This is a genomic window from Pseudomonas sp. CF161, assembly GCF_000416215.1.
Classification (GTDB): domain Bacteria; phylum Pseudomonadota; class Gammaproteobacteria; order Pseudomonadales; family Pseudomonadaceae; genus Aquipseudomonas.
Window position 1 is genome coordinate 43971 of record NZ_ATLP01000094.1, and the last position, 21345, is coordinate 65315.

A 21345-nucleotide genomic window follows, 5' to 3' on the forward strand; every position below is an offset into this window, starting at 1 on the left:
GCGGGGCAGCGATGAGCAGGTTTGTGATGGATCGACGCAGTTTTATCCAGGCCGGCGCGTTGCTGGCCGGTGCCGGGCCGCTGATCGGCAGCGCGCTGGCCGCGCCGTCGGCGGGCGGGCAAGCCCTGGCGCCCCTCAACTGGTTGGGGGACGTGCTGCCGGAGTCCTTGACCGGGGTGACCTGGGGCACGCCCTGGCCCCGGGGCCAGGTGGCGGCCGGCAGTCAATTTCAGCTGCGTGGCAGCGACGGTTCGACGCCCGTCCTGCAAAGCTGGCCGCTGGCCTATTGGCCCGATGGCAGCCTGAAGTGGAGCGCCCACGCCATGGGGCCCCAGGCCGCCGTGGCGCCCAGTTACCAATTGCGCCCCAGCCGCGATCAGGCTTCGCGGGCTTCGCTGGTGAGCGAGCACGAGGCTGAAATCCGCATCGATACCGGGCTCCTGCAATGCGTGATCCCGCGCCAGGGTCACAGCCTGATCAGCAGCGTCAAACGCCAGGGGCGGCCGGCGCTGCACGACGGTCACCTGGTGTTGCACGTGCAGGGTGACCCGGACGGGCCCGCGACCCCGGTCCGCCATTACCGCAGCCAGGTGCAGCGGGTGGTGGTCGAGCAGCAGGGGCCGGTGCGCGCGGTGCTGGCGATCCATGGTAGCCACCAATTGCTGGGCGCCGAGGCCAGCCTGCTGCCGTTTATCGTGCGCCTGTACGCCTATGCCCACAGCGACACCTTGCGCCTGATCCACACCCTGGTGATCGACCTCGATGAGCAGCGGGATTTCATCCAGGGCGTGGGCCTGAGGTTCGACACCCCGCTGGACGCGCCGCTGCATGATCGCCACGTGCGTTTTGTCGGTGCCCAGGGCGGGGTCTTCGCCGAGGCGGTGCGCGGCCTGACCGGGCTGCGACGCAACCCCGGCGCTGAGATCCTGCGGGCCCAGGTCGAGGGCCGCAGCACCGGTCCGGTGTCGGGGTTCGCTCCCGAGGTCGGCCAGCGCCTGCAGTACATTCCAGCCTTCGGCAGCTACCGCCTGGTGCAGGCGCACCCCGATGGCTTCCAGATCAGCAAACGCACCGCCAGCGGCCACAGTTGGCTGCACAGCGCCACCGGCGAACGCGCGGCGGGCGTCGGTTACCTGGGGTCGCCCGAGGGCGGCGTGGTGTTCGGCCTGCGCAACTTCTGGCAAAGCTACCCGGCGCAACTGGACATCGAACGCGCCCACACCGAGCGTGGGCAAATCACCCTCTGGTTGTGGGCGCCCCAGGCCGCGCCGATGGACCTGCGGCCCTATCACGACGGCATGGGCCAGGACAGCTTCGTCAAGCAGCGCGAGGCCCTGGAGATCACCTACGAAGACTACGAACCGGGCTTCGGCACCGCCTCGGGCGTGGCCCGCACCAGCGAACTGGAACTGCAATTTGTCGCCGCCACCCCCAGCGGCGCCGAGCTGCAACGGATCGCCCGGCGCATCCAGCAGCCGCCGTTGTTGCAGGCACCGCCCCAGCATCTGCACCAAGCCGGGGTGTTCGGTCCGGACTGGGCGCCGATCAAGGCCGGTGGCCCGCGGGAGCAGGAAATCGAAACCCAGCTGGCCTGGTATTTCGACTTCTATCGCAACGAAGTGGAGCAGCGGAAGTGGTACGGGTTCTGGGACTACGGCGATGTCATGCACACCTACGATGAGCAGCGCCATGTGTGGCGCTACGACGTCGGCGGCTTCGCCTGGGACAACTCCGAGCTGAGCACCGACCTGTGGCTGTGGTACTACTTTTTGCGCACCGGGCGTGCGGACGTGTTCCGCATGGCCGAAGCCATGACCCGCCACACCGGCGAGGTCGATGTGCACCATATCGGCCGCTTTGCGCCCCTGGGGTCACGGCACAACGTCCAGCACTGGGGCGACAGCGCCAAGCAGTTGCGCATCTCCACTGCCGCCAACCGGCGCTTTCTGTATTACCTGACCGCCGATGAGCGGGTCGGCGACCTGTTGCATGAACAGACCGAAGCCCTGCGCACCCTGCGCGAGGTGGTGCCGGGGCGCAAGGTCGGCCAGCAGCGCGACCCGCGCGAGGGTTACGCCAGCATCAGTTTTGGCACTGATTGGGGAGCGATTGCCGCCGCCTGGCTCACCGACTGGGAGCGCAGCGGCGACCCGGCGGTGGCGCGGCGCCTGCTCAACAGCATGGAGAGCATCGCTGCCCAGCCCCATGGGTTTTTCACCGGGGTCGGCAACCTGCAACTCGACAGCGGGCGCTTCGATATCGATTCCAGCGGCGCGCTGTCGGTGTCCCATCTGTCGGCGGTATTCGGCCTGGCGGAAATCTGCAGCGAGCTGTTGCAAGTCCTGCCCTCGGCCAGCTTCGAACGGGCCTGGCTGGATTACTGCCGGCTGTACAACGCCCCGCCGGCCGAACGCCGGCAAGCCCTGGGCCAGCCCCTGGGCGACCTCAACCTGGCCCAGGGGCATGCACGGCTGACGGCGTTCGCGGCCTATCGCCTGGGTGATTCCGGCTTGCGCGACCGGGCCTGGAAGGAGTTCTTCGCCGGTGCCGGCGGCATCCCGAGGCCCAACCGCCGGCTGCATGGGGTCTCGCCGCCGGACTACTTGTATGCCTTGCAGGAGCCGGACCCGGTGTCGGTCATCGATGAGCACTCCGGCACTTCCAGCGCGGCCAATCTTTCGACCAATGCCGTGGCGCAATGGGGCCTGACCGCCATTGCCCTGCTGGCCCTGGACCCGGCGCCGCGATGAAGGTCGCGACGCGTCACCCTATCTGCTCAGAGACTCTCAGCATGCCCCCAGCCAATGCCGCGCCGACCCCGAATGCCGGGGTCCTCGTCGAGGATGATTTCACTCAGTTCGACCCCCAGCGCTGGCGCGTCGAAACCGAACAGCCCCAAGGGTCCGGGGTGCGGGTCGAGCAGGGCCGGCTGCTGATGGATACCCGGGCCGGCATGACCGTCTGGCTGCGTCAGCGCCTGGCGGGGGCCTACCGCATCGAGTTCCTGCGCCAGGTGCTGGTGGCCGGCCAGGCCAATGACCGGCTGTCCGATATGAACCTGTTCTGGGGCGCCCACGACCCGGGGCAGGCCGAGTTGCTGGCGCGGGATGGGGTGTTGGAGTCCTACGATTCCCTGGCCACCTATTACGTCGGCATGGGCGGCAACGGCAACACCACCACGCGCTTTCGCCATTACGACGCCAGCGGCCAGCGGCACCTGCTGGGGGAGAGCAGTGCGCCCGGCGACCTGTTGCAGGCCGGGCGGGTGTACCGCAACCGCATCGAGGTCGTGCCCGGCGCCACCCGTTACTGGGTCGACGAGCAGCTGCTGTTCGAGCAGGCCCTGGAGGGCCTGCCGGCGCCCGGTTACTTCGGCTTTCGTTCGGTGTGGTCGCGCCAGGCCATCAGCCGCTTCAGTGTGCGAGCCCTGTAAGGGCCAGCTCCGCACTTTCACCCTGGGGCGGATTGGCCTCCAGGGCCTGCATGGCCACATCCGCTTCGTGGAAGGCTTCGATCAGGGTCTGGGCCAGGAACGACAGCTTGTAGCCGGCGCGGCTGACGATGCCATAGTGGGTGAAGAACTCCGGCGCCAGCGGGTCCAGGTCCTTGATGTTCAGCACCTTGAGCCCCTGGCGCAGATAGGGGTTGTTGTGGCTGACGTTGGTGGTGCCGATGGCGTCGGAGTGCTGGATCACACTGATCAGGCTGTAGCCGTTGTCGCACTCGATGCTGGTCTGGAAATCCGGGCGCCCGCTGAGTTCCACCAGGGCCTTGCGCAGGTTCGGCGGGCGTACGGTGCCGGCCAGGGGGTAGCTGAACAGTTGCTCCACCGTGACCTCGTCCAGCGCCGCCAGCGGATGCTCGCTGCGGCAGCAGAACCCCCAGCGATGCTGGCTGAGCAGCTCGACCCGGTAGTCCGGGTCGTGCTCGAAATTGCGTGCATCGGCGACGAAAAACTCGCACTCCTCGGCCAGCAGGCGCTGGCCCAGGGCCTGCCAGTTATCGACATGAAAACGCAGGCGCACCTTGGGCAGGCGCCGGGTGAACAGGCCCAGGGCCTGGGGCATCAACCAGGCGGCGGGCGCCGGGCCGCAGGCGAACGACAACTCGCCGGCCTCGTGCTCGTTGAACTGGCGCACCGAGTTGATCAGGTCGTGGGCGTTGCCGATCATCAGCCGCGCGTGTTCCAGCACGATCAAGCCTTTCTTGGTTGGCGCCAGGTTGCGGGTGCGGTCAATCAGGCGCGTGCCGAAACTCTGCTCCAGGGCCTGGATGCTGCGGCTGAACGCGGAAGGAGAAATATTCACCGACTGGGCCGCAAGACCGAAGTTGCGATGCTCCACCAGGGCAATGAAATGGCGCAGTTGGCGTAGATCCAGGTGCATGGGGCAGGGGGGCTCGACAGTGGCAAGAAGATGCCCGCCACTGTGCCGCGCTCACGCCCGGTTTAAAAAGAATTAAAAATTTCATTTTTAGCCTATTCAGCAATAAGCATTCCCCGACCCCTGTAGCCGCTGCCGAGGCACGAGGCTGCGTTGGCCCGCGAGATCGCCGTGTTGGGTCAGGTGTATGGGCGGAGTCATGGAGGGCCAGCGCAGCCTGGCGCCAGGGGTTACGGGGTTTGGTTATTGGCCATGTAGCTCAGGGTCATCCGGCTCAAGGCGCGGATGCCCACCGCGAGGCTGGGGTCGTCGACCTGGAAGCCGGGGGAGTGGGTCGGCCACACCGGGCCGCTTTCCAGGCTCTTGGGGGTGACGCCCATGCGCATGAACAACCCGGGGATCTGCCGCGCGTATTCGGCGAAGTCGTCGGCGCCGTAGGTGCCGTTGTCGATCCGCACCGGGGTGGTCGACACCTGTTGCAGCACCGGCAGCATCCGCTCGACCAGGGCCGTGTCGTTGTAGCCGGCGCGATACCCTCCCGGCAGGTACTCGACCTGGGCCTTGGCCCCGGAGGCTTCAGCGATTTTTTCGGCGCTGCGGGTCATGCGCTGCAGCACGTCCTCGCGCTGTTCGTCGCTGACGGTGCGGATCGAGCCTTCCAGGCGCACCTCGGCGGGGATGATGTTGTGCCGCTCGCCGCCTTCGATCCGCCCCACGGAAATCACCGGCGCCGGCAGCAGGCTGAGGTTCGACTGGCGGCTGGGAATGGTCTGCCAGGCGAGAATCACCTGGGCCGCCACCGGCACCGGGTCGATGCCGGTCCAGGGGAAGGCAGCATGGGTCTGGCGCCCGCTGATGCGCGCGACAAAGGTGTCGGCGGCCGCGGTGGTGCGCTGGCGGCTGAGGGTAAAGGTCCCGGCCGTACCGGCGGTGACGTGGATGCCGAAGATCACCTGCGGCGCCGGATTCTGCAGCACCCCTTGCTCGATCATCAGCCGCGCGCCGCCGGCTTCACCCAGGGGCGGGCCTTCCTCGGCGGGCTGGAAGATCAATTTGAGGGTCCCCGGCAACTGCTCGCGATGGGCCGCCAGCACTTCGGCCACGCCCAGGGCCATGGCCATGTGCGCGTCGTGGCCACAGGCGTGCATCACGCCGATGTCCTTGCCCCGGCTGCGCAGGTCGTTGCCCTCATCCTTGCTGCGCACCGTGGAGGCATAGGGCAGGCCGGTCTGCTCGGTGAGGGGCAGGGCGTCGAGTTCGGCGCGGATCGCCACCACCGGCCCCGGCCGCCCACCGCGCAGAATGCCCACCACCCCGGTGTGGGCGATGCCGGTCTGCACGTCCAGGCCCAGCTCCCGCAGGCGTCGGGCGATGCGCTGGCTGGTGAGGACTTCGCGGTTGCCCAGCTCCGGCTGCTGGTGGATGGCGTGGCGCAAGGCGATGACCCCGGGCAGGGCGCGCTGGATTTGCGCGTCCAGGTCATTCCAGGGTTCGGCCGCCGACAGTGAGCCGGACAGCAGCAGGAGCAAGATCCCGCCGGTTTTGACATAGGGCATGGTCCGGCCTCAGTAGGTGAAGGCAATGGGCGGTGAATGGGCATTGAGCAGGTAGTCGCCGATCGCCTTGTACTTGTAGGCCAGGGCGTCGTGGGTGGTGTGGGTGCGGGCGTTGCGCCAGTGGCGGTCGAAGTTGTAGCGCGACTGGGTGGTGGCCGCGCCGCCAACCTCGTACAGGCGTTCGCAGACATGCAGGGCGGCGCGGGTCGAGGCGATCTTGGCCTCGGCCACGGCGATGGATGAGCGCACCAGGATCGCCTCCAGTTCCTCACCCTCGGCCAGGCCCAGCAATTGACTGCGGGCCGCCAGTTCGACAGCGCCGGCGGCTTTTTCCACCAGGGCCTCGGCGCCGTGGATACGGGCCGCCAGGTCACCCACGGTGTGCAGGATATAAGGGTCGTTGCGCGCCTGGTCGACGCCGCTTTCGCGCACCGGGCGCGAGCCGGTCCGCGCCCACTGCACCGCGTCGTCCAGGGCCGCGAGGCCAATGCCGATGTCGATCGCGCAATGGATCAACTGCGCGCTGGCGCCGATGTAATTGCGCCGCTGGTACCACTGCGCCAGGGGGATGACCTGCTCCGGGCGCACCACCACGTCCTCCAGCAGGGTGCTGCCGCTGGCGGTCACGCGCTGGCCCATGCCGTCCCAGTCGTCGAGCAGGGTGATGCCCGGCGTCGCCGCCGGCAGCATCACGTACAGCGCGTTGCCGGCTTCATCCACGGCCTGGATTTTCAGCAGGTCGGCGAACAGGCAACCGGTGCTGTAGAACTTGCTGCCATTGAGCACCAGGTGTTCGCCACGGCGCTCCAGGCGGGTGTGGATTTCTCCGCGAAAGGTGCCGCTGCGCTCGGCAATCGCCCCCGAAGACAGTTGGCGTTCGGCAAAGGCGCCGAGGTACTGGCGCTGTTGCTCGGGGTTGGCGATCAGGCGCAGGTGCTCGACCGTGGCGAAGTGTGGAAACAGCGCCTGGGCCACGCTGGGGTCGGCCTTGGCCAGGGCGATAAAGATCTGCGCCACCTGCAACTGGCTGACGTCGCCGCCGCCCAGCTCCCGTGGGACCCGGGCGGCGCCGAGGCCGGAGTCGCGGATCAGGTCCAGCTGGGCATGGGGCAGGATCCGCCCGGCGTCGCGCTCGGCGGCGCCGGGTTGAATCTGGGTGGCCAACTGCTGGGCCAGGGCGAGGTAATCGGTCATGGAAGTGTCCATCAAAAAAAGTCAGGAAGCGTCGCGCAGGGCGTGCCGCGGCACGCCGAGCAAGAGGATCAGCGTGCCGCAGGCCACCAGGCCGGCGACGATGTACAGCGCCAGGCTGATGCTGCCGGTGGAGGTCTTGATCGCGCCGATCATGATCGGTGTCAGCAGGCTGCTGATTTGCCCGCAGCAGTTGACCAGGGCCAGGCCGGCGGCCTTGGCGTGGTCCGACAGGTAATAGGTGGGGATGGTCCAGAAAATCGCCGTGGCCACTAGGTAGCCGCTGGTCATCAGGGTCAGCACGGCAATCGCCGAATACGGGCTGAACAGGAAGTTGGGCAGAATCAGCATCGCCAGGGCCGCCGCCAGGCCGCCGAGGGCGAAGTGCCAGCGCCGCTCCTGGTGCAGGTCCGAATGGCGGCAGGCCCAGAGCATCAGGCTGACGCCGACCACATAGGGCAAGGCCGAGAGCAACCCCAGTTGCCCGAGGTTGCTGACCCCGGAATCGCGGATGATCGACGGCGCCCAGATATTGGTGACGTTGCCGGTGCACATGATGGTCAGGCAGTAGGCCAGGGTGATGAACCACACCTTGCGGTCCTTCAGGGCTTCGACAAAGCGCGTGTGGCCGCCGGGTTTGCGCTGTTGCCGCTCGCGGACCAGGGCCTGTTCGATGGCGTGCTTTTCAGCGGCGCTCAGCCACGTGGCCGAAGCCGGTTTGTCGTCCAGCCAGTACCAGGCGAACAGCCCGGCGAGCACCGGCGGAATACCGGTGATCACGAACAGCCATTGCCAGCCGGTGAATCCGGCGATGCCGGCGAAGTGGCTCATGATCGAGGTCGACAAGGGCCCGCCGATAATCCCGCACACGGCAATCGCCATGATAAAGCGCGAGGTGATCCGCGCGCGGTGGCTGGCCGGGAACCAGTAGGTCAGGTACAGGATCACCCCGGGGAAGAACCCGGCTTCGGCCGCCCCCAGCAGCACCCGCAGCACATAAAACTGCGCCGGGGTCTGGGCGAAGGCGGTGGCGATGGTCACCAGGCCCCAGAGGATCATGATCCGGGTCATGGTTTTCTTGGCGCCGATTTTTTCCAGCAACAGGTTGCTGGGGATCTCGAACAGCAGGTAACCGATGGAGAACACGCCGACGATGATGCCGAAGGTGGCGTCGCTGATGTTGAGGTCGGTCTTGAACTGCAAGTGGGCGAAACCGATGTTGACCCGGTCCAGCCAATTGAGCACGAAGCACAGGAACAGGAACGGCATGATGCGCCACGCCAGTTTGCGGTACAGGCGCTGGTCGAACTCGGGCACCGAGGTCCCGGCGCTGGGCCGGGCATCAACGGGCAGGGTGCTGGAAATACTCATGGGCCCTTACCAGCTCACGTCGACTTTGGCGAAGTAGTACGCGCCTTCCAGGCCGTAGGGCGAGTACCAGCTGTAGGTCGGGTTGTCGGTGGGGAAGAAGTAGAAGCGCTTGGCCTCGTCGTTCAACTGCTGCGGCCGACGGTCGAAGATGTTTTCGCCGCCCACCGTGACCTTCACCGCATCGCTGAGCCAGTAGCCCAGGCTCAGGTCGGTGATCAGCGCCGGACGGATTTCCTCGTCGCGGCTGGCGCTGATCTGGTTGCGCCCGGTGACTTTCGAGTAGCGGGTGCCCTTGAGCGTGACGTCGAAGTCACCCAGCTGCCAGGCAGCGGTCAGCGAGGTCACGTTTTTCGGGTAGGCCGAGGTCAGGTTGCCCTGGCGGTCGCGGCCCACCGCGCTGACCCCGGTGCCGGCGAGGGCCTCGGGCTCCTTGATTTTCTCGATGGTCTGCAGGCTCTGGTTGCTGAGCAGGGTCCACTTGGTCTTGCCGTAGCGGCCCAGGTCATAGCGGTAGTCGGCCACCAGGTCGATGCCCCGGGTGCGGGTGTCGGCCAGGTTGCCGAAGTAGGACACGATCTGGTTCGGGTCCAGGCCATTGCTCGCCAGCAGGTTGGACACGGCGGTGCCTTGCAGGTTGCTGGTCTGCAGCACGCGGTCCTTGATGTCGATCTGGTACAGGTCGAGGGTGACGTCGAGGTTTTCAGTCGGCGTGAGCACAAAACCCAGGCTGTAGTTGGTCGAGCGCTCGGGCTTCAAGGCCTTGGCGCCCAGGGCCTTGCCGGCGGCGTCGTCGACGGTCACGTAGCGGGTGGTGGCCTGTTCCAGCTGGCCGGTGAGCGGGCTGGTGCGCCAGGCGGTCAGCGACGAGGAGTAGTACTGCTGTTGCAGGGACGGCGCGCGAAAGCCGTTGCTGAGAGTGCCGCGCACCGCGAACTGCGGGGTGAAGGCATAGCGGGTCGAGAGCTTGCCGCTGCCGGTGTCGCCAAAGTCGCTGTAGTGCTCGAAACGTCCGGCCAGGCTCATGTCCCACTGCTCGGTCAGGCTCTGGCTGAAGTCGATATAGCCGGCGGTATTGGTCCGCGAATAGTTATGCGCATCGGCCGGGGTAAAGCCCACCAGCCCGGGCGCGCCGGGGTTGGGGCGCTGGCCGGCGAGGGGGCTGCCGGCGGGGAACACATAACCGCCATCGGCATAGGACGCGTATTCGCCGGCCTGGATCTCGAAGCCGTCGCGGCGGAACTCAAGGCCGGTGGAGACGTTCAGCGGCTTGGCGAACAGCCCGGTGTCGAAGGCCCGGGTCAGGTCCAGGTTGTTGGTCCACTGGCTGGCGATCAGGTTGCCGCCGTCCATGTCACGCGGGCTGTTCGGCCCCAGGGATGGGTTCAGCGAGCGTTCGTTGCGGGTGTTGGCATTGTTGTAGCCATAGCTGGTGCTCAGGTCCCAGTGCCAGCCCAGCAAGTCGTCGTTGCGCACGCCGAACACGCTCTGGAAGTCGTCTTCCTCGACCACGAAGCGCGGCGAAAACCCGTCCGGGTAGACCGAGACGATGTTCTGCGGCGAGTTGGCGGTGCGGTAGGTGCCCCAGCTGGTGGAGTTGCGGTGGCTCAGGGTCGAGAACGAGTACAGGGTGTAGGCCTCGTTCAGCGGCAGTTCGGCGTTGTAGCCGAAGTTGTAGGTCTGGGAGCGCGGCTGGCCCAGTTGCTGGCGGTAGCGGCTTTCGCTGGTTTCCCGTGGGTCGGGCTGGCCGTTCTGGCGGAAATAGATGCTGGTGCGATCCGGCACCGCGCCGGCGACGTTGGAGCTTTCCTGCACGCCGATGTCGGCGCTGAGGCTGAAGAAGCCCTCATTGGGCAGCTCGAAGCCCTGGTTGATCTGGCCCTGGCCCCGGGCGCCGAAATTGCCCTTGCCGCCGACCCGGTTCGCGTACTGCCCATACAGGGCGCTGGCGCTGCCGCCGGAGTGGTTGCTCTTGAGGATGATGTTGATCACCCCGGCAATTGCGTCCGAACCGTATTGCGCGGCGGCGCCGTCGCGCAGGACTTCGATGTGGTCCACGGCGCTAACCGGGATCAGGTCGAGGTCGGCCGGGGACTGGCCACTGGCGGTGGCGGCGGTCTGGACGAAGATCAGCGACGTGGTGTGCCGGCGCTTGCCATTGACCAGCACCAGCACGTGGTTGCCCCCCAGGCCGCGCAGGGTCGCGGACTTGACCGACAGCCCGGTGCCACCGGTGAAACCGGCGGCATTGGTGTAGGACGGCACGGCAGCGGCCAGGGCGTCGCGCAGGTTCTGCTTGCCGGAACGGGCCAGGTCGTCGGCGCTGATCACATCGATCGGCGCCAGGCTCTTGGCCACGGTGCGGCCGCTGTCCCGGGCGCCGGTGACGATGACCGTCTGCAACGCAGTGTCGCCGGTGGCCGAAGTGCGGGCGCCACTCTCGTCGGCCAGGGCCGCCGGGCTGGCGCACAGGCCGAGGATGCCGGCAGTCAGCAGGTTGAGCCTGGGGTGAAAGCGGGTGTACGGGCGAGACATGGTGAGGCTCCAATGTTTAGGTGCCGCTTTCCATTCCTGGTGGTGGGAGTTCCTGACAGTACTGGCGAGGCTGAAGTGTGGGTGTTTCTCGTTATGGGCAGAGGGTGCGGGCGGCCTTCGTGGGCCGCGCTCAACGGTCGCGCATGACGTCCTGTCGGGCCTGGTCGACCAGTGCCAGATGCCGCTGCAGGCGGCTATTGCGCTCGGCCAGCAGCAGGCGCTTGGTCCATTCCACGGCCTTGGCGGAATGGGCCGCGAGCTGCGCCGCCAGTTCCAGGGCGCGGGCATAGGCGTCGTCCACCACTTCATGCACCAGGCCCATGGCCAGGGCCTCGCGGGCCTCGAACTGGCGGGCGCTGAGCATGATGTCCAGGGCCGCGGCTTCGCCAATCAGGCTGGGCAAGGTGATGGCGCTGAAGCCGGACAACATGCCGTGCTGCACTTCCGGGAAATGGAAGCGGGTGTCGTGGCGAGCAATGCGCAAATCGCAATGAATGGCCAGGCTGATGCCCAGGCCCAGGGTGTGGCCGTGCAACGCGGCGATCACCGGTTTGCTCAGCTCATGGCCGACGCCGGGCAGGGCACGGGCCAGCACCTGGCTGCTGACGGTCTCGCCGGTTTCGCGGATTTCCTTGAGGTCGGAGCCGGCGCAGAACGCCCGCTCGCCGGTGCCGCGCAGCACGATGGCGCGCACCGCGCGGTCATCCTGGGCGCGCTGCCAGGCGTCGGCCAGTTCGTGCTTGGCCTGGCTGTCCAGGGCGTTGAGGCGCTCGGGGCGGTTGAGGCTGACCACCAGGATCCCTTCGCCAACGTGTTGGTACTCGACTGTCATGGTTTGGATTTCATCGATTGTGAAAGAAAGACGCTTTGCCCCTTGAGGTCGGCGTCAAAGTGGGGAAAACTTAATTGATGTGCACAATGCAAACAACATGTTTGTTATATGAACATATTCTTATCAGGTCACAAACGGTTATAAAAAATGAAAGCGATAGTTCTAAAAGCCTTCGGCGGGCCGGAGCAACTGCAGGTCGAGGAGGTGCCGACACCGCAACCCGGGGCCGGTGAAGTGCTGGTCAAAGTGCATGCGGCGGGGGTCTGCCACCACGATCTGCTGCACCGCGCCGGGCAACTGCCGGGGGCCCACACCGGGGTGGTGCTGGGCCATGAAGTGGCGGGCGAGGTGGTGCAAGTCGGCGCCGGAGTCCTGCAACTGCGGGTCGGCGCGCGGGTGGTGATCTACCAGCGACGCTTCTGCGGGCAATGCCGCGATTGCCTGCGCGGCCGCCAGGACCTGTGCCGCGCCCTGGGCCTGCCATCGGTGGACACCGAGGGCGCCTACGCCGAGTACCTGCGGGTGCCGGCAATCTCCGCCGTGGAATTGCCCGACGGCCTGGACTACACCCTGGCCGCCCTGGCCTCATGCCCGATCGCCACCAGCGTGCGTGCGCTGTACGGCGAGGCGGCGCTCAAGCCCGGGGAAACCGTGCTGATCAACGGCGCCAGCGGCGGCCTGGGCGTGCACCAGATCCAGCTGGCCCGGGCGCTGGGCGCGCGGGTGATCGCTGTCACCGGCAGCGCGCAAAAGAGCGAACTGCTCAAGGGTCTGGGTGCCCATGAAGTGATCGTCAGCCAGCAGGGCTACAGCGCCGAGGTCTGGCGCCTGACCGGCAAGCGCGGGGTCGACGTGGCCATGGACAACCTCGGCCACACCCTGGAAGACACCCTGCGCAGCATGACCCTCGGCGGGCGCGTGGTGGTGCTGGGCAATGTGCAGCCGGGCAATGTGGCAGTGGCTCCCGGTTTGCTGATCGGTCGCCGGCTCAAGGTCCAGGGCTCGGGCAGCGCCACCCTGGAAGAACTGCGGGTGGCCCTGGCGTTGATCCACAGTGGCCAGGTGCGGCCGCTGATCGACCGCATCCTGCCGTTCCCGCAGGTGGCCGAGGCCCACGCGCTGCTGGAGTCGCGCCAGGTCAGCGGGCGTATCGTCCTGAGTGGGTGGTGAATATGGATATCAGTACGCTGCTGGCCCAGGCGGCCGGCAAATGGCCCGAGCAACCGGCGCTGAGCGAGCCTGCCAGCGCCCGCAGCCTGACCTTCGCCGAGCTGGATCGGGCGCTCTGCGGGTTTGGCCAGGCCCTGGAGCGGCTGCACCTGGCGCCCGGGGCGCGGGTGGCCCTGCTGGCGGAGGCCAGCCTCGACTATTTGATCGCCGACTACGGCTGCATGGCCAACGGTCGGGTGCGGGTGCCGCTGGACCCGGCCCTGGCCGCCGATGAACTGCTGGCCCAGGTGCGTGATGCCGGCGCTGTCCTGCTGCTGTTCTCGCCCCAGCACCTGGCCCTGGTGGAACGTCTGCGCCAGGCGGGCATCGACTGTCGGCCCCTGGAGACCCTGACCACCCCGGCCGTTGGCGACCTCAGGCCACGCCCGGCCCAGTCGCCCCAGGCCCTGGCTTCGCTGAACTACACCGGCGGCACCACCGGCACCCCCAAGGCGGTGATGCATCGCCATGCCAGCCTGTGCGCGGTGTTGCAGAACATCGTCATGGCCCGCGGCGCGGTGGTCGGCGATGTGCTGCTCAATGTGCGGCCGCTATGGCCGATTGCCGCGGTGGCGGTGTTGGCGCACCTGCTCAGTGGCGGCCAGGTGGTGCTCGGCGGGCGCTTTGACGGCAAGACCTTTGTCGCGCAACTGCTTGAGCATCGGGTGGCCTTCAGTTCCCTGGTGCCGACCCAACTGCTGCGCCTGTTGCGTGAGGCCGGCACTGCGCCGCTGCCGTTGCCAGCGTTCAAGAGCCTCGATGTGGGCGCCGCCGCGTTGGCCGGGGAGGTGCTGGAAGGCTCGTGCAGCCTGTTCAGTGAGCGCATCAGCGTGCTCTACGGCATGACCGAGGCGCCCTGGAGTTGCTACCTGTCGGCGCCGCAGATGGCGGCTGCCCGGCGCAGCGCCAACGGGGCCGAGGGCCTGGTGGGGCGCCCGGTGTTCGCGGCGGCGGTGCGCATCGACCAGCCGGATGCCCAGGGCGTGGGCGAGATTCTGCTGGGCGGCCCGCAATTGATGAGCGGCTACTGGCAACAGGACGTCCTCAGCGCCCGGGTCCTGGAACTCGGCTGGCTGCGCAGTGGTGATCTTGGGCGGCTCGATGCCGATGGCCAGTTGCGGGTCCTCGGACGCTGCAAGGACATCATTCGCAGCGGCGGCAAGTCGGTGCAGCCGGGGGAGGTCGAGCAGAGCCTGCTGAGCCATCCCGGGGTGCAGGATGCCCATGTCTTCGGCCTGGCAGATGTCGAATGGGGAGAGCAGGTGTGCGCCGCCGTGGTGCTCAATGGCGCCGGCAAGCCCAGTGCGCAGGAGCTGATGGAGCACTGCCGCGCCTTGCTGTCGCGCTACAAGGTGCCGCGCCGGGTGTTCGTTGTCGATGAACTGCCGCGCTCCCACTACGGCAAGGTGCAAAAGAACCGGCTGCTCGCCGTGCTGGGGCCGGAACTGGCGTCCTGACCCTGCCGGCTAGAGGTTGCCCAACTGAGCCGCGATGCCTTCACAGGCGCGGCGTACATGGCTGGCCAGGGAGGAGGCGGGGTGGGTTTCCTGCTCCATCTCCAGCCCGGCCACCACCACCGCACCGATCGCCGGCCCGGCCTCCAGGCGAATGGGGAAGGCCACCGACGACAGCCCCGGCTTGAACTCGCCATGGCCGAAGGCAAAGTCCTGCTGGCCACGGATCTGCTCCAGGGCCGGCAAGGCTTTGGCATAACGTGCCTCGCCGAGAATCCCCAGGGCCGTGGCCGCGTCATAGGTGGCCAGCACCGCGCGACCACTGGGGCTGCCGTCGATGGGAAACTGGTCGGCCAGGTCGACAATCACGTTGAGCGGGGTGGTCGGGGTCCACATGCGCTCGATCAACACCACCTGATCGCCCACCGGCACCGACAGCGACACAATGGCCTGACGCTCGCCGATCACCCGCTGTAACTCGATGGCGTAGGGCAGGGCGATCTTGCGCAGGTTGAGGCGGTTCAGATACGCCGCCGAATAAATCAGGCACTCCGGCCCGATGCGGTAGGTGCCGCCCTGGGATTCAATCAGGCTCCAGTAGGTCAGGGTCTTGAGCAGGCGATGGATAGTGGTGCGGTCGATACCGGTCAGCCGCGCCAGGTCCAGCGCACTGGCCCCGTGCTTGAGGCCCGACAGCGTGCGCAACAGCACAATCGACCGGTCAATGACCTGAACGCGCCCGCCCGCACTGTCCTTGCTGCTGGTGAGGGGGGGATGAATCGAAGAAATATCCATTGTGGCAGCGGCTTCCGAAATCATTTTGGTCGGCCAGCGCAGATCGCAGGCTTGGCCGGTGGCCAAGGTTAGCCGTGATCGGGTGCGGGGTGAAGAGCAATCTGAATTCGCTGGGCGACTGCCCGGGTGGGGCAGTACCGCTGTCGGTGACTCCTGCACGCCGTTCATGGGGACTGCCGCCGCCCGGCATCCCTGGCCACTAGGGGTTTCGGCGTGCCATGGCCCGCGCAATGGTTATCACGACGACCAGCAACAGCGGTGAGTAGTGCAAGAGGTAGGACTTCACGGTGTCCCACCAGCGTTGTCGCTGCAATGCTGCCTCGTCGTCGAAACAGCGCGGTTGCGGTCTGCCGATGACGTTGGTCAGGGATGACGGGCCAGGTCTGCACCTGGCTCGAACTCGATGGCAGCGGCGAGCTTTCGCAGAACCGCGAGTCTTAGAGCTTTTCCGATGGCAAGGTCGATTCCCTGTTCGCCGTCACTCCACGAGCCAACCACTTTCACCTTCGACCAGCGTGCCGCCATGGCTGGTGGTGTCCCCCTGACGAGCTGCGGCCTGGCCCTCGATGATGGTTCCAGGCGAACCGCTCTGGATAACAGCGCCGCAACTGGTCTTGTCACCTACCCGGGCCACCGCTTTGCCATTGACCGTGGCAGAGCCCGCGCCACTGACCACGGTTCCACCTCCATGAATAGGGCAGCTGTGCGCGTGACCGACGAGAACGATGGGTTTCATGTTTGGTTTCCTTTGCTTAAACGTAGGAGGGCGCCACCAGCAACTGGCTGCGCCATTGGTTCTGAGTGCCAAGCGCAGTGCCAGGCTGTACGTGGGCATCTTGTTGCCGGGAACGGCCCATTAATCGCCATGCTCAATGCTCCAGCGCTTCGGGCGGCGGCGGAGCGCTGCGCACGTTGAACACACGGCAGACGGAATACCAGCACAGGGCAGAAAACAGGTTGTAGGGGAATAACAGCAGCCACATCGGCAGTAGCCAGTTCTTCTTGCCCTGCAACTCACCAGGCTCGCCGGTACGCCAGGGCGCGTAGTGGCGCCAGGCTTCGGCCGGCGTCAGGCAGATGCGGTGCAGCGGGACATACCACCAGTTGGGTTCGCCCGGCGCCGGCAATTTATCCGGGCCTTCTTCCATAAACTGACGGATGTATTCCCAGACCTCGGCGATATAACGCGGGTCCGGGTCATTGGGATGGTTGCTGTCGACCCAGAGGACGATGCGGTCTTTCTCTTCACCGGCGGCTGGGCGGGGGCCGAAGGCGAGGGCGAAGTTGGTGCTGAAAGAGCGGCCGCCAAATTCATTGCGTACGAAAATGCCGCCTTCGGTTTGTGCCCAGTCGAAGGTGATAAGGGTTTTGTTGCGTTGGTAATAGACTCTTTTTGTTTTGCGGTTGAAGTGGAAGTTGGATAGTTGTTTGACGATTAAGATGCGATATCCTGAGAGAATAACCGTAAATATGCTGAATATGATGGTGCAAGTCAGCAGTGTCCAGAAGAGCACTCCGTAATTTTCTTGTTCTAGTAAAACCCAGCAAAGATAGCCAAGCATAGGAATGTTGAGGGCTGTATACATTTTTCCCATGAAAATAGAATCAGCGACCCATGGGTTACGTAGGCACAACACGTTTTGGTCAACACTGATTAGTTGATCTCGGATGGTCGATGGAACACCGGTTCGTGCCTGATGTGAAAACTGCCATTTTATAGCCATGGTCATCGCTCCAATTCAAAGAGTGCGTTGGAGTCCGAGCTCTCGTCTAGTCCCTGGTTGGGCTTGTAATTGACGCTCAAGGCCATCTTGTAGATTTCGGTGACTTCTTTTTTGAAATGGAGCACTAATCCGCCGGTGACGATGTAACAGGATGGGTTGCTTAAGGTCGCAGACCAGTAGCTTTGCCCCATGATGTAACCGCGCAAGAATACGGCGAACTCCACATTGGTTGGGGCCGTAGCCACTTGATTCGAGACAATCGAACCCCAGTTCGGTGGTGACCAAGCTAAAAGGTTGCTGTGCCAGGTGCTGTCGATACCCTTGAGACCGAGGGACTCGGCATCTGCCTTGGCCAGCAACACAGGGGCATAGAAACTGGCGTACCAAGCTTTGATTTCTTCACGAACTCCACCGGAATATGTAGGTAGCTTCTTGTGAGTGTCTAGCACTATTCCATCTCGTCTCTCGCCATCGTTCTGGCGCGTTCCGAAGACGCCACGCACTGCCCATAGTTCGATAGGGCTATGAGTGCGTGCATGCGCTCGCGAGTGGAGGTGGACGCCAGCGGTAAGAACAGCTGCGCCCGCAAGTACAACAGCCGCCGCTGCCCAACCTGCGACCGGAACAACCGCCGTCGCACCAGCAATAGCCATACCACCTTCTAGAATTGCAGCGCTTCCTAGCATGACGAGCAAACCACCTCCAGCGGTGTATGCCGAAGCAATCTCGTCACCGTTTTTGGCTTGCCTTTGAACCTTACCTATATCAGATGCGAAGCCTGCCAAAATTGCCGGATACCCCACTAGCCGACTGAACAGATTGCCGGTAACAAACCGAATTGTCGCATTGCCGAACGCTATACCAGGCGCGCTGGCCGTATATCGCAACACGAGGATTTTATAAGTAGAACGTGCGCTGACACCGGCCGCCACCACGGCTCCGATCAAGCCAAAGATGGCAGAGGCGAAGCCGGCCGCAAACTCAAAGGAAGGGTCTTTGAGGAGACTGGTGTAAGCGCTTTTCAAAGCGATGATGTTGAAGTGGAGCATTGCAATGTTCAGAGCACCGCCGCCGCTGGTGGTCAGCAGAGATGAGACGTTAGGACGTATCCGTTTGCTCAATGTCGCCTCAATTGTGACGGTACGGCTGCCGCTGACGCGCAAGCTTTTGACTTCATTGAAATCCTTCATTCCTGACTTCAAAAAATGCTCCACCTCCTTGCTAAAAGGATTTGTGAGCAACTTAGTGTCGGTAACACCGTAGCGTGCACTCAGCAAGCCCAAGGCTTTTTCAGCATTGGCTTCGGAGGCGGCGGTAAGCACCTGTTGGCGTAGATTACGACTGGCGCTCCAGCGGGTTTTGCCCTGCATGCGTTTGAGCGTCACCGTGGTCACTGCCTCGGAGGTGAGATCGGTGATGCCAGCTGCAGCCGGGAAGCGCCCAGATAGACCTTCGATGACTCCGTCGGCCGCGCCTAACAGCACGCCTGCCACATCTGCTTTGTCCTTAAAGGGGTTAAATGGAGCTAGAGCGAAATACAGGGGGCTATCGTGCTTGTCCATCCAGGTGCCCAACCTTTTGAAGCGCGGGTCTTCATCTTCGGTGCCTGGCAGGGCCTGGCTCATGGGATGAATCATCAGGGCCAGGGAAGTCTCCAGGCCTCGTGCGGAAATCAATTCATCACGGTCGTAAGAGGCGATGGCGGCCGCGAGGCTGTTTGGATCATTTCGGTGTTTATCTTCGGCCGTGGCCAGCCACTTGTCGTGATCGCTGCAGGCTGTGGCGACGATATCGAGACGAACACGCAGTTGTTTCTCCAGTTGATTGCGTTCGGCCAGGAAAGCGTGAAATTTGGCGGTATCGATTCGCTGGCCCAATCGGCCACCTGCGGGGGAGATATTTTCGTCGGTAGTGACCTGGTAGTGGAGTTCCGAGGCCGTGAGCCGCCGGCGATTGCCCACTTGTTTGCGCTGATGTTCCTCACGCAGCCTGGCGAGGCTGGCTGCGGATGGCTGGTCGCCCGGGTACATGCTTTCCAGGGTCTTTTCCAGCAGCAAAGCCACCATGTTTTTGTGGTGATAATCCTGGCTTTTCGCACTCAGAACTTCCACGTTCAGCCGGAAGCAGTCCGGAATGATTCCCGCGTCATCCTGGGCTTTGTCCTGGCCAGGTTGCAGACGGTTGCGTTGTGCGGGCATTAAATCGCGTATCTGGTGCTGATACGCCGAAACGGACAGGCCGAGGTCCTGACATAGCCCTTCAGCATCGTTGAGCGCGACCACGACCGGTACCCGTGGCTGGGTGAAGCGATAGTGGTTGGCCTGGGCCAGGAAGGTGCTGATGGGGGGATCGTCCTCGCTGGTGTGGCTGCTCCATTCCAGTGGCAGACGTTGATTGCGCGGTTTGAAGTCTTCAACCCACTGCACCAGGGCGCTGGCTGGCAGGACATGGGCCTGGCCGGACGGTGACTTGACCCCGCAGGTCAGCTCGGCCATGTCCAGCGGGCGCATATGCCGCTGGCGTACGCTGGGGTTCGTCGCCATTTTGGCGGTCATGGCATTGGTCCATAGGTGGGGGCTGTAGCCTACCCACACCTCCCGGGCAGTATCCGGGCAAGTATCGGCCCAGACCCACCCCATGCGTGTGCCTTTCTTGTACTTGTCTTTTTTGTCGTAATCCTCCAGACCTCCGTAGGTCAGTTCCTGGTATTGCCCTTCGCCGTCGTATTCATGGATGACCAGTTTTTCGCCCTTGGGGCCTTTCATGAAGACATAGACATATCCGGGTCTTAGCGCACGCAAGGTGTAGGAGGAGCGAGTGAGCTTGGCAAAACCCTTCTCCAGGTTGAAGCCCGAATTGGCGTATCGGTATAGGGGCGCGCCGTTGGCGTTGGGTACAACCGCATATCGAATGGGCAGGATAGGCACGCGTGAGCTGCACGCCGGCGTTGAGGTTGCGCTGCCTGCGCTCTTTTTAGTCATGGGAGGATTCCTTGGCCTGCACCAGCGCTGCCAAGTGGCGTAAGCGGGCCTGTGGCGATTCGGTCAGGTCGTTGAGGGTGGTTCGTGCTTCTGCGCTATGGAGAAGCCATAGGTTGCGAGCGAACAGCCTTATGTACTGTTCGGTGTCGACGTCATCGTGAATATTCAGCCGATCGGCCACCTGCAGAAGTTGCTCCACCCAACGACGGACCTCTTCCAGGCTGCGGGTGGCGTGGGCTGGCATTGCCCGCACCTCATACACGCGGCTGAGCAGGAAGTGTTCGCGGGTATTGGCGTCAAACTGTTTGAGTTCATGAGGCCGCAAGGAGATCGCGCCGGATGGGATGCCAAGAGCGGGCACGGCCTGGCGATCAAGACGATACCAGTCATGCACCGGGCCCCAATTTGCGCGCCACAACAGAGTGCTGATGGGGCCAAGCCAGGCGTGTCGATTGTCTTCATCCAGGGCTTCCAGCCACGCGCTGAGGTGGTGGGGACGAATGTCCAGGATGGCTTGGCCGTGGTCAGGCAGGGTGAGCGTGACCTGCCCCTTGAGGTGCGACGAGACTTCACCAAGCTCGGCTCGCGAGCCGATAACCAGAGCGCCGCCAATGGGGGCCCAGTGGGTGATTGCGTGCTGGAGCAGCGTCGGCTGCTGAGTGACGTCCACCAGCAACGGCCCTCGGTCAAAGTGGTCGTCCAGCGAAGTGTCCCTCCAGACCCACGCCGTGTGCGCAAAGCTGTCGAATTCCTTCACCAGGTCCAGGACCCCCGGTGCATAGGCGGGTCGAAGTTCTCCTTCCTGGGGCACCGGGCGGTATGCCCAGTTCTGCAGCGTGATGGTCATCAGCAGCAGGTAACGAAAGGGCGTTTCGGGAAGCGCGTCTGGGGTGATGTCTTTCCCCAAAAATGTCAGGCATTGGGGGGGAGCGGGTAGAGTCATTTGGCCAGACCTCCCAGGCAACTGCAGTCAGGCAGCTGGCAGGTACCGTCGGGCTGGCGTCCACACAGGCGGTCAAGAGGCTTGCCCGACACAGGGGAGCCCGAGAGGGCGAAGGGGTTAGCCGCTCCGCCACCCTGCTTGTTCATCGGCCCCTTCAACACGATGTTGATGCCATTGAGCGTGATGCCGGAGCCGTCGATACGGATGCTCCCACCGGGCCCCTTGAGGGTCAGGTGGGTGGTTGCCTGGATCTCGTAGACCTTGGTTCGATGGCGAATCGCCTGGCCGGCCTGTAGCTCGGCGTGGCCTTCGACGCTGTGTTCCTGGTGACCGCCGATGCTGACCCAGTGGTTGGCGGTGGTCTTGTCGCGGCGG

General features: G+C 64.7%; 15 protein-coding genes and 1 pseudogene. 4 read left to right on the forward strand and 12 right to left on the reverse strand.

Annotated features, from left to right (window positions below; genetic code table 11):
• The first annotated feature begins 26 nt into the window (after positions 1-26).
• Positions 27-2750, forward strand: coding sequence for a hypothetical protein (locus tag CF161_RS21235; RefSeq protein WP_020298664.1), 2724 nt, complete (start codon positions 27-29; stop codon positions 2748-2750).
• 41 nt (positions 2751-2791) lie between these two features.
• On the forward strand, positions 2792-3433 hold the full coding sequence (locus CF161_RS21240; protein WP_020298665.1) for a DUF6250 domain-containing protein: 642 nt from the start codon (positions 2792-2794) through the stop codon (positions 3431-3433).
• On the opposite strand, the gene CF161_RS21245 is transcribed toward CF161_RS21240, so the two are convergent.
• The 6 genes from CF161_RS21245 to CF161_RS21270 form a co-directional block, all read right to left on the reverse strand.
• Positions 3414-4385 (reverse strand): LysR family transcriptional regulator, encoded by a 972-nt coding sequence (locus CF161_RS21245; RefSeq protein WP_020298666.1) that lies wholly within the window; start codon positions 4383-4385, stop codon positions 3414-3416. The two genes, CF161_RS21240 and CF161_RS21245, sit on opposite strands and share 20 nt — an antisense overlap.
• Before the next feature lie 227 nt (positions 4386-4612).
• Complete coding sequence (locus CF161_RS21250) at positions 4613-5938, reverse strand: amidohydrolase (protein ID WP_020298667.1); 1326 nt, start codon at positions 5936-5938, stop codon at positions 4613-4615.
• Between the two features lie 9 nt (positions 5939-5947).
• Positions 5948-7132 (reverse strand): acyl-CoA dehydrogenase family protein, encoded by a 1185-nt coding sequence (locus CF161_RS21255; protein WP_020298668.1) that lies wholly within the window; start codon positions 7130-7132, stop codon positions 5948-5950.
• A gap of 21 nt (positions 7133-7153) precedes the next feature.
• Positions 7154-8500 (reverse strand): MFS transporter, encoded by a 1347-nt coding sequence (locus tag CF161_RS21260; protein WP_020298669.1) that lies wholly within the window; start codon positions 8498-8500, stop codon positions 7154-7156.
• 6 nt (positions 8501-8506) lie between these two features.
• The gene (locus CF161_RS21265) at positions 8507-11032 is read right to left on the reverse strand and encodes a TonB-dependent siderophore receptor (RefSeq protein WP_020298670.1); all 2526 of its coding nucleotides are present in this window, start codon (positions 11030-11032) and stop codon (positions 8507-8509) included.
• Positions 11033-11162: 130 nt separating this feature from the next.
• The gene (locus CF161_RS21270) at positions 11163-11864 is read right to left on the reverse strand and encodes an enoyl-CoA hydratase/isomerase family protein (RefSeq protein ID WP_020298671.1); all 702 of its coding nucleotides are present in this window, start codon (positions 11862-11864) and stop codon (positions 11163-11165) included.
• Between the two features lie 147 nt (positions 11865-12011).
• Between CF161_RS21270 and CF161_RS21275 the strand changes: the two genes are divergently transcribed.
• Complete coding sequence (locus CF161_RS21275) at positions 12012-13034, forward strand: alcohol dehydrogenase catalytic domain-containing protein (RefSeq protein WP_020298672.1); 1023 nt, start codon at positions 12012-12014, stop codon at positions 13032-13034.
• A 2-nt stretch (positions 13035-13036) separates the two neighbouring features.
• Positions 13037-14530 carry a class I adenylate-forming enzyme family protein gene (locus CF161_RS21280; RefSeq protein WP_020298673.1) on the forward strand — a complete coding sequence of 498 codons (1494 nt, stop codon included), beginning with the start codon at positions 13037-13039 and terminating at the stop codon, positions 14528-14530.
• Between the two features lie 9 nt (positions 14531-14539).
• Here CF161_RS21280 and CF161_RS21285 read toward each other — a convergent pair whose 3' ends face one another.
• The 6 genes and pseudogenes from CF161_RS21285 to CF161_RS33200 all read right to left on the reverse strand — a co-directional run.
• Positions 14540-15322, reverse strand: coding sequence for an IclR family transcriptional regulator (locus tag CF161_RS21285; protein ID WP_043230036.1), 783 nt, complete (start codon positions 15320-15322; stop codon positions 14540-14542).
• A gap of 478 nt (positions 15323-15800) precedes the next feature.
• Positions 15801-16058 carry a PAAR domain-containing protein gene (locus tag CF161_RS21290; RefSeq protein ID WP_020298675.1) on the reverse strand — a complete coding sequence of 86 codons (258 nt, stop codon included), beginning with the start codon at positions 16056-16058 and terminating at the stop codon, positions 15801-15803.
• A gap of 133 nt (positions 16059-16191) precedes the next feature.
• Positions 16192-17046 (reverse strand): DUF6708 domain-containing protein, encoded by an 855-nt coding sequence (locus CF161_RS21295; protein ID WP_043230021.1) that lies wholly within the window; start codon positions 17044-17046, stop codon positions 16192-16194.
• Between the two features lie 2 nt (positions 17047-17048).
• Positions 17049-20027, reverse strand: a complete 2979-nt coding sequence (locus CF161_RS21300; protein ID WP_020298677.1) for a T6SS effector BTH_I2691 family protein — start codon at positions 20025-20027, stop codon at positions 17049-17051.
• Positions 20020-20970, reverse strand: coding sequence for a DUF4123 domain-containing protein (locus CF161_RS21305; protein WP_020298678.1), 951 nt, complete (start codon positions 20968-20970; stop codon positions 20020-20022). Before CF161_RS21305 ends, CF161_RS21300 begins: the two co-directional genes overlap by 8 nt.
• Positions 20967-21345: pseudogene (locus tag CF161_RS33200) on the reverse strand (type VI secretion system tip protein VgrG); the annotation flags it as partial. The pseudogene CF161_RS33200 and the gene CF161_RS21305, both read right to left, overlap by 4 nt.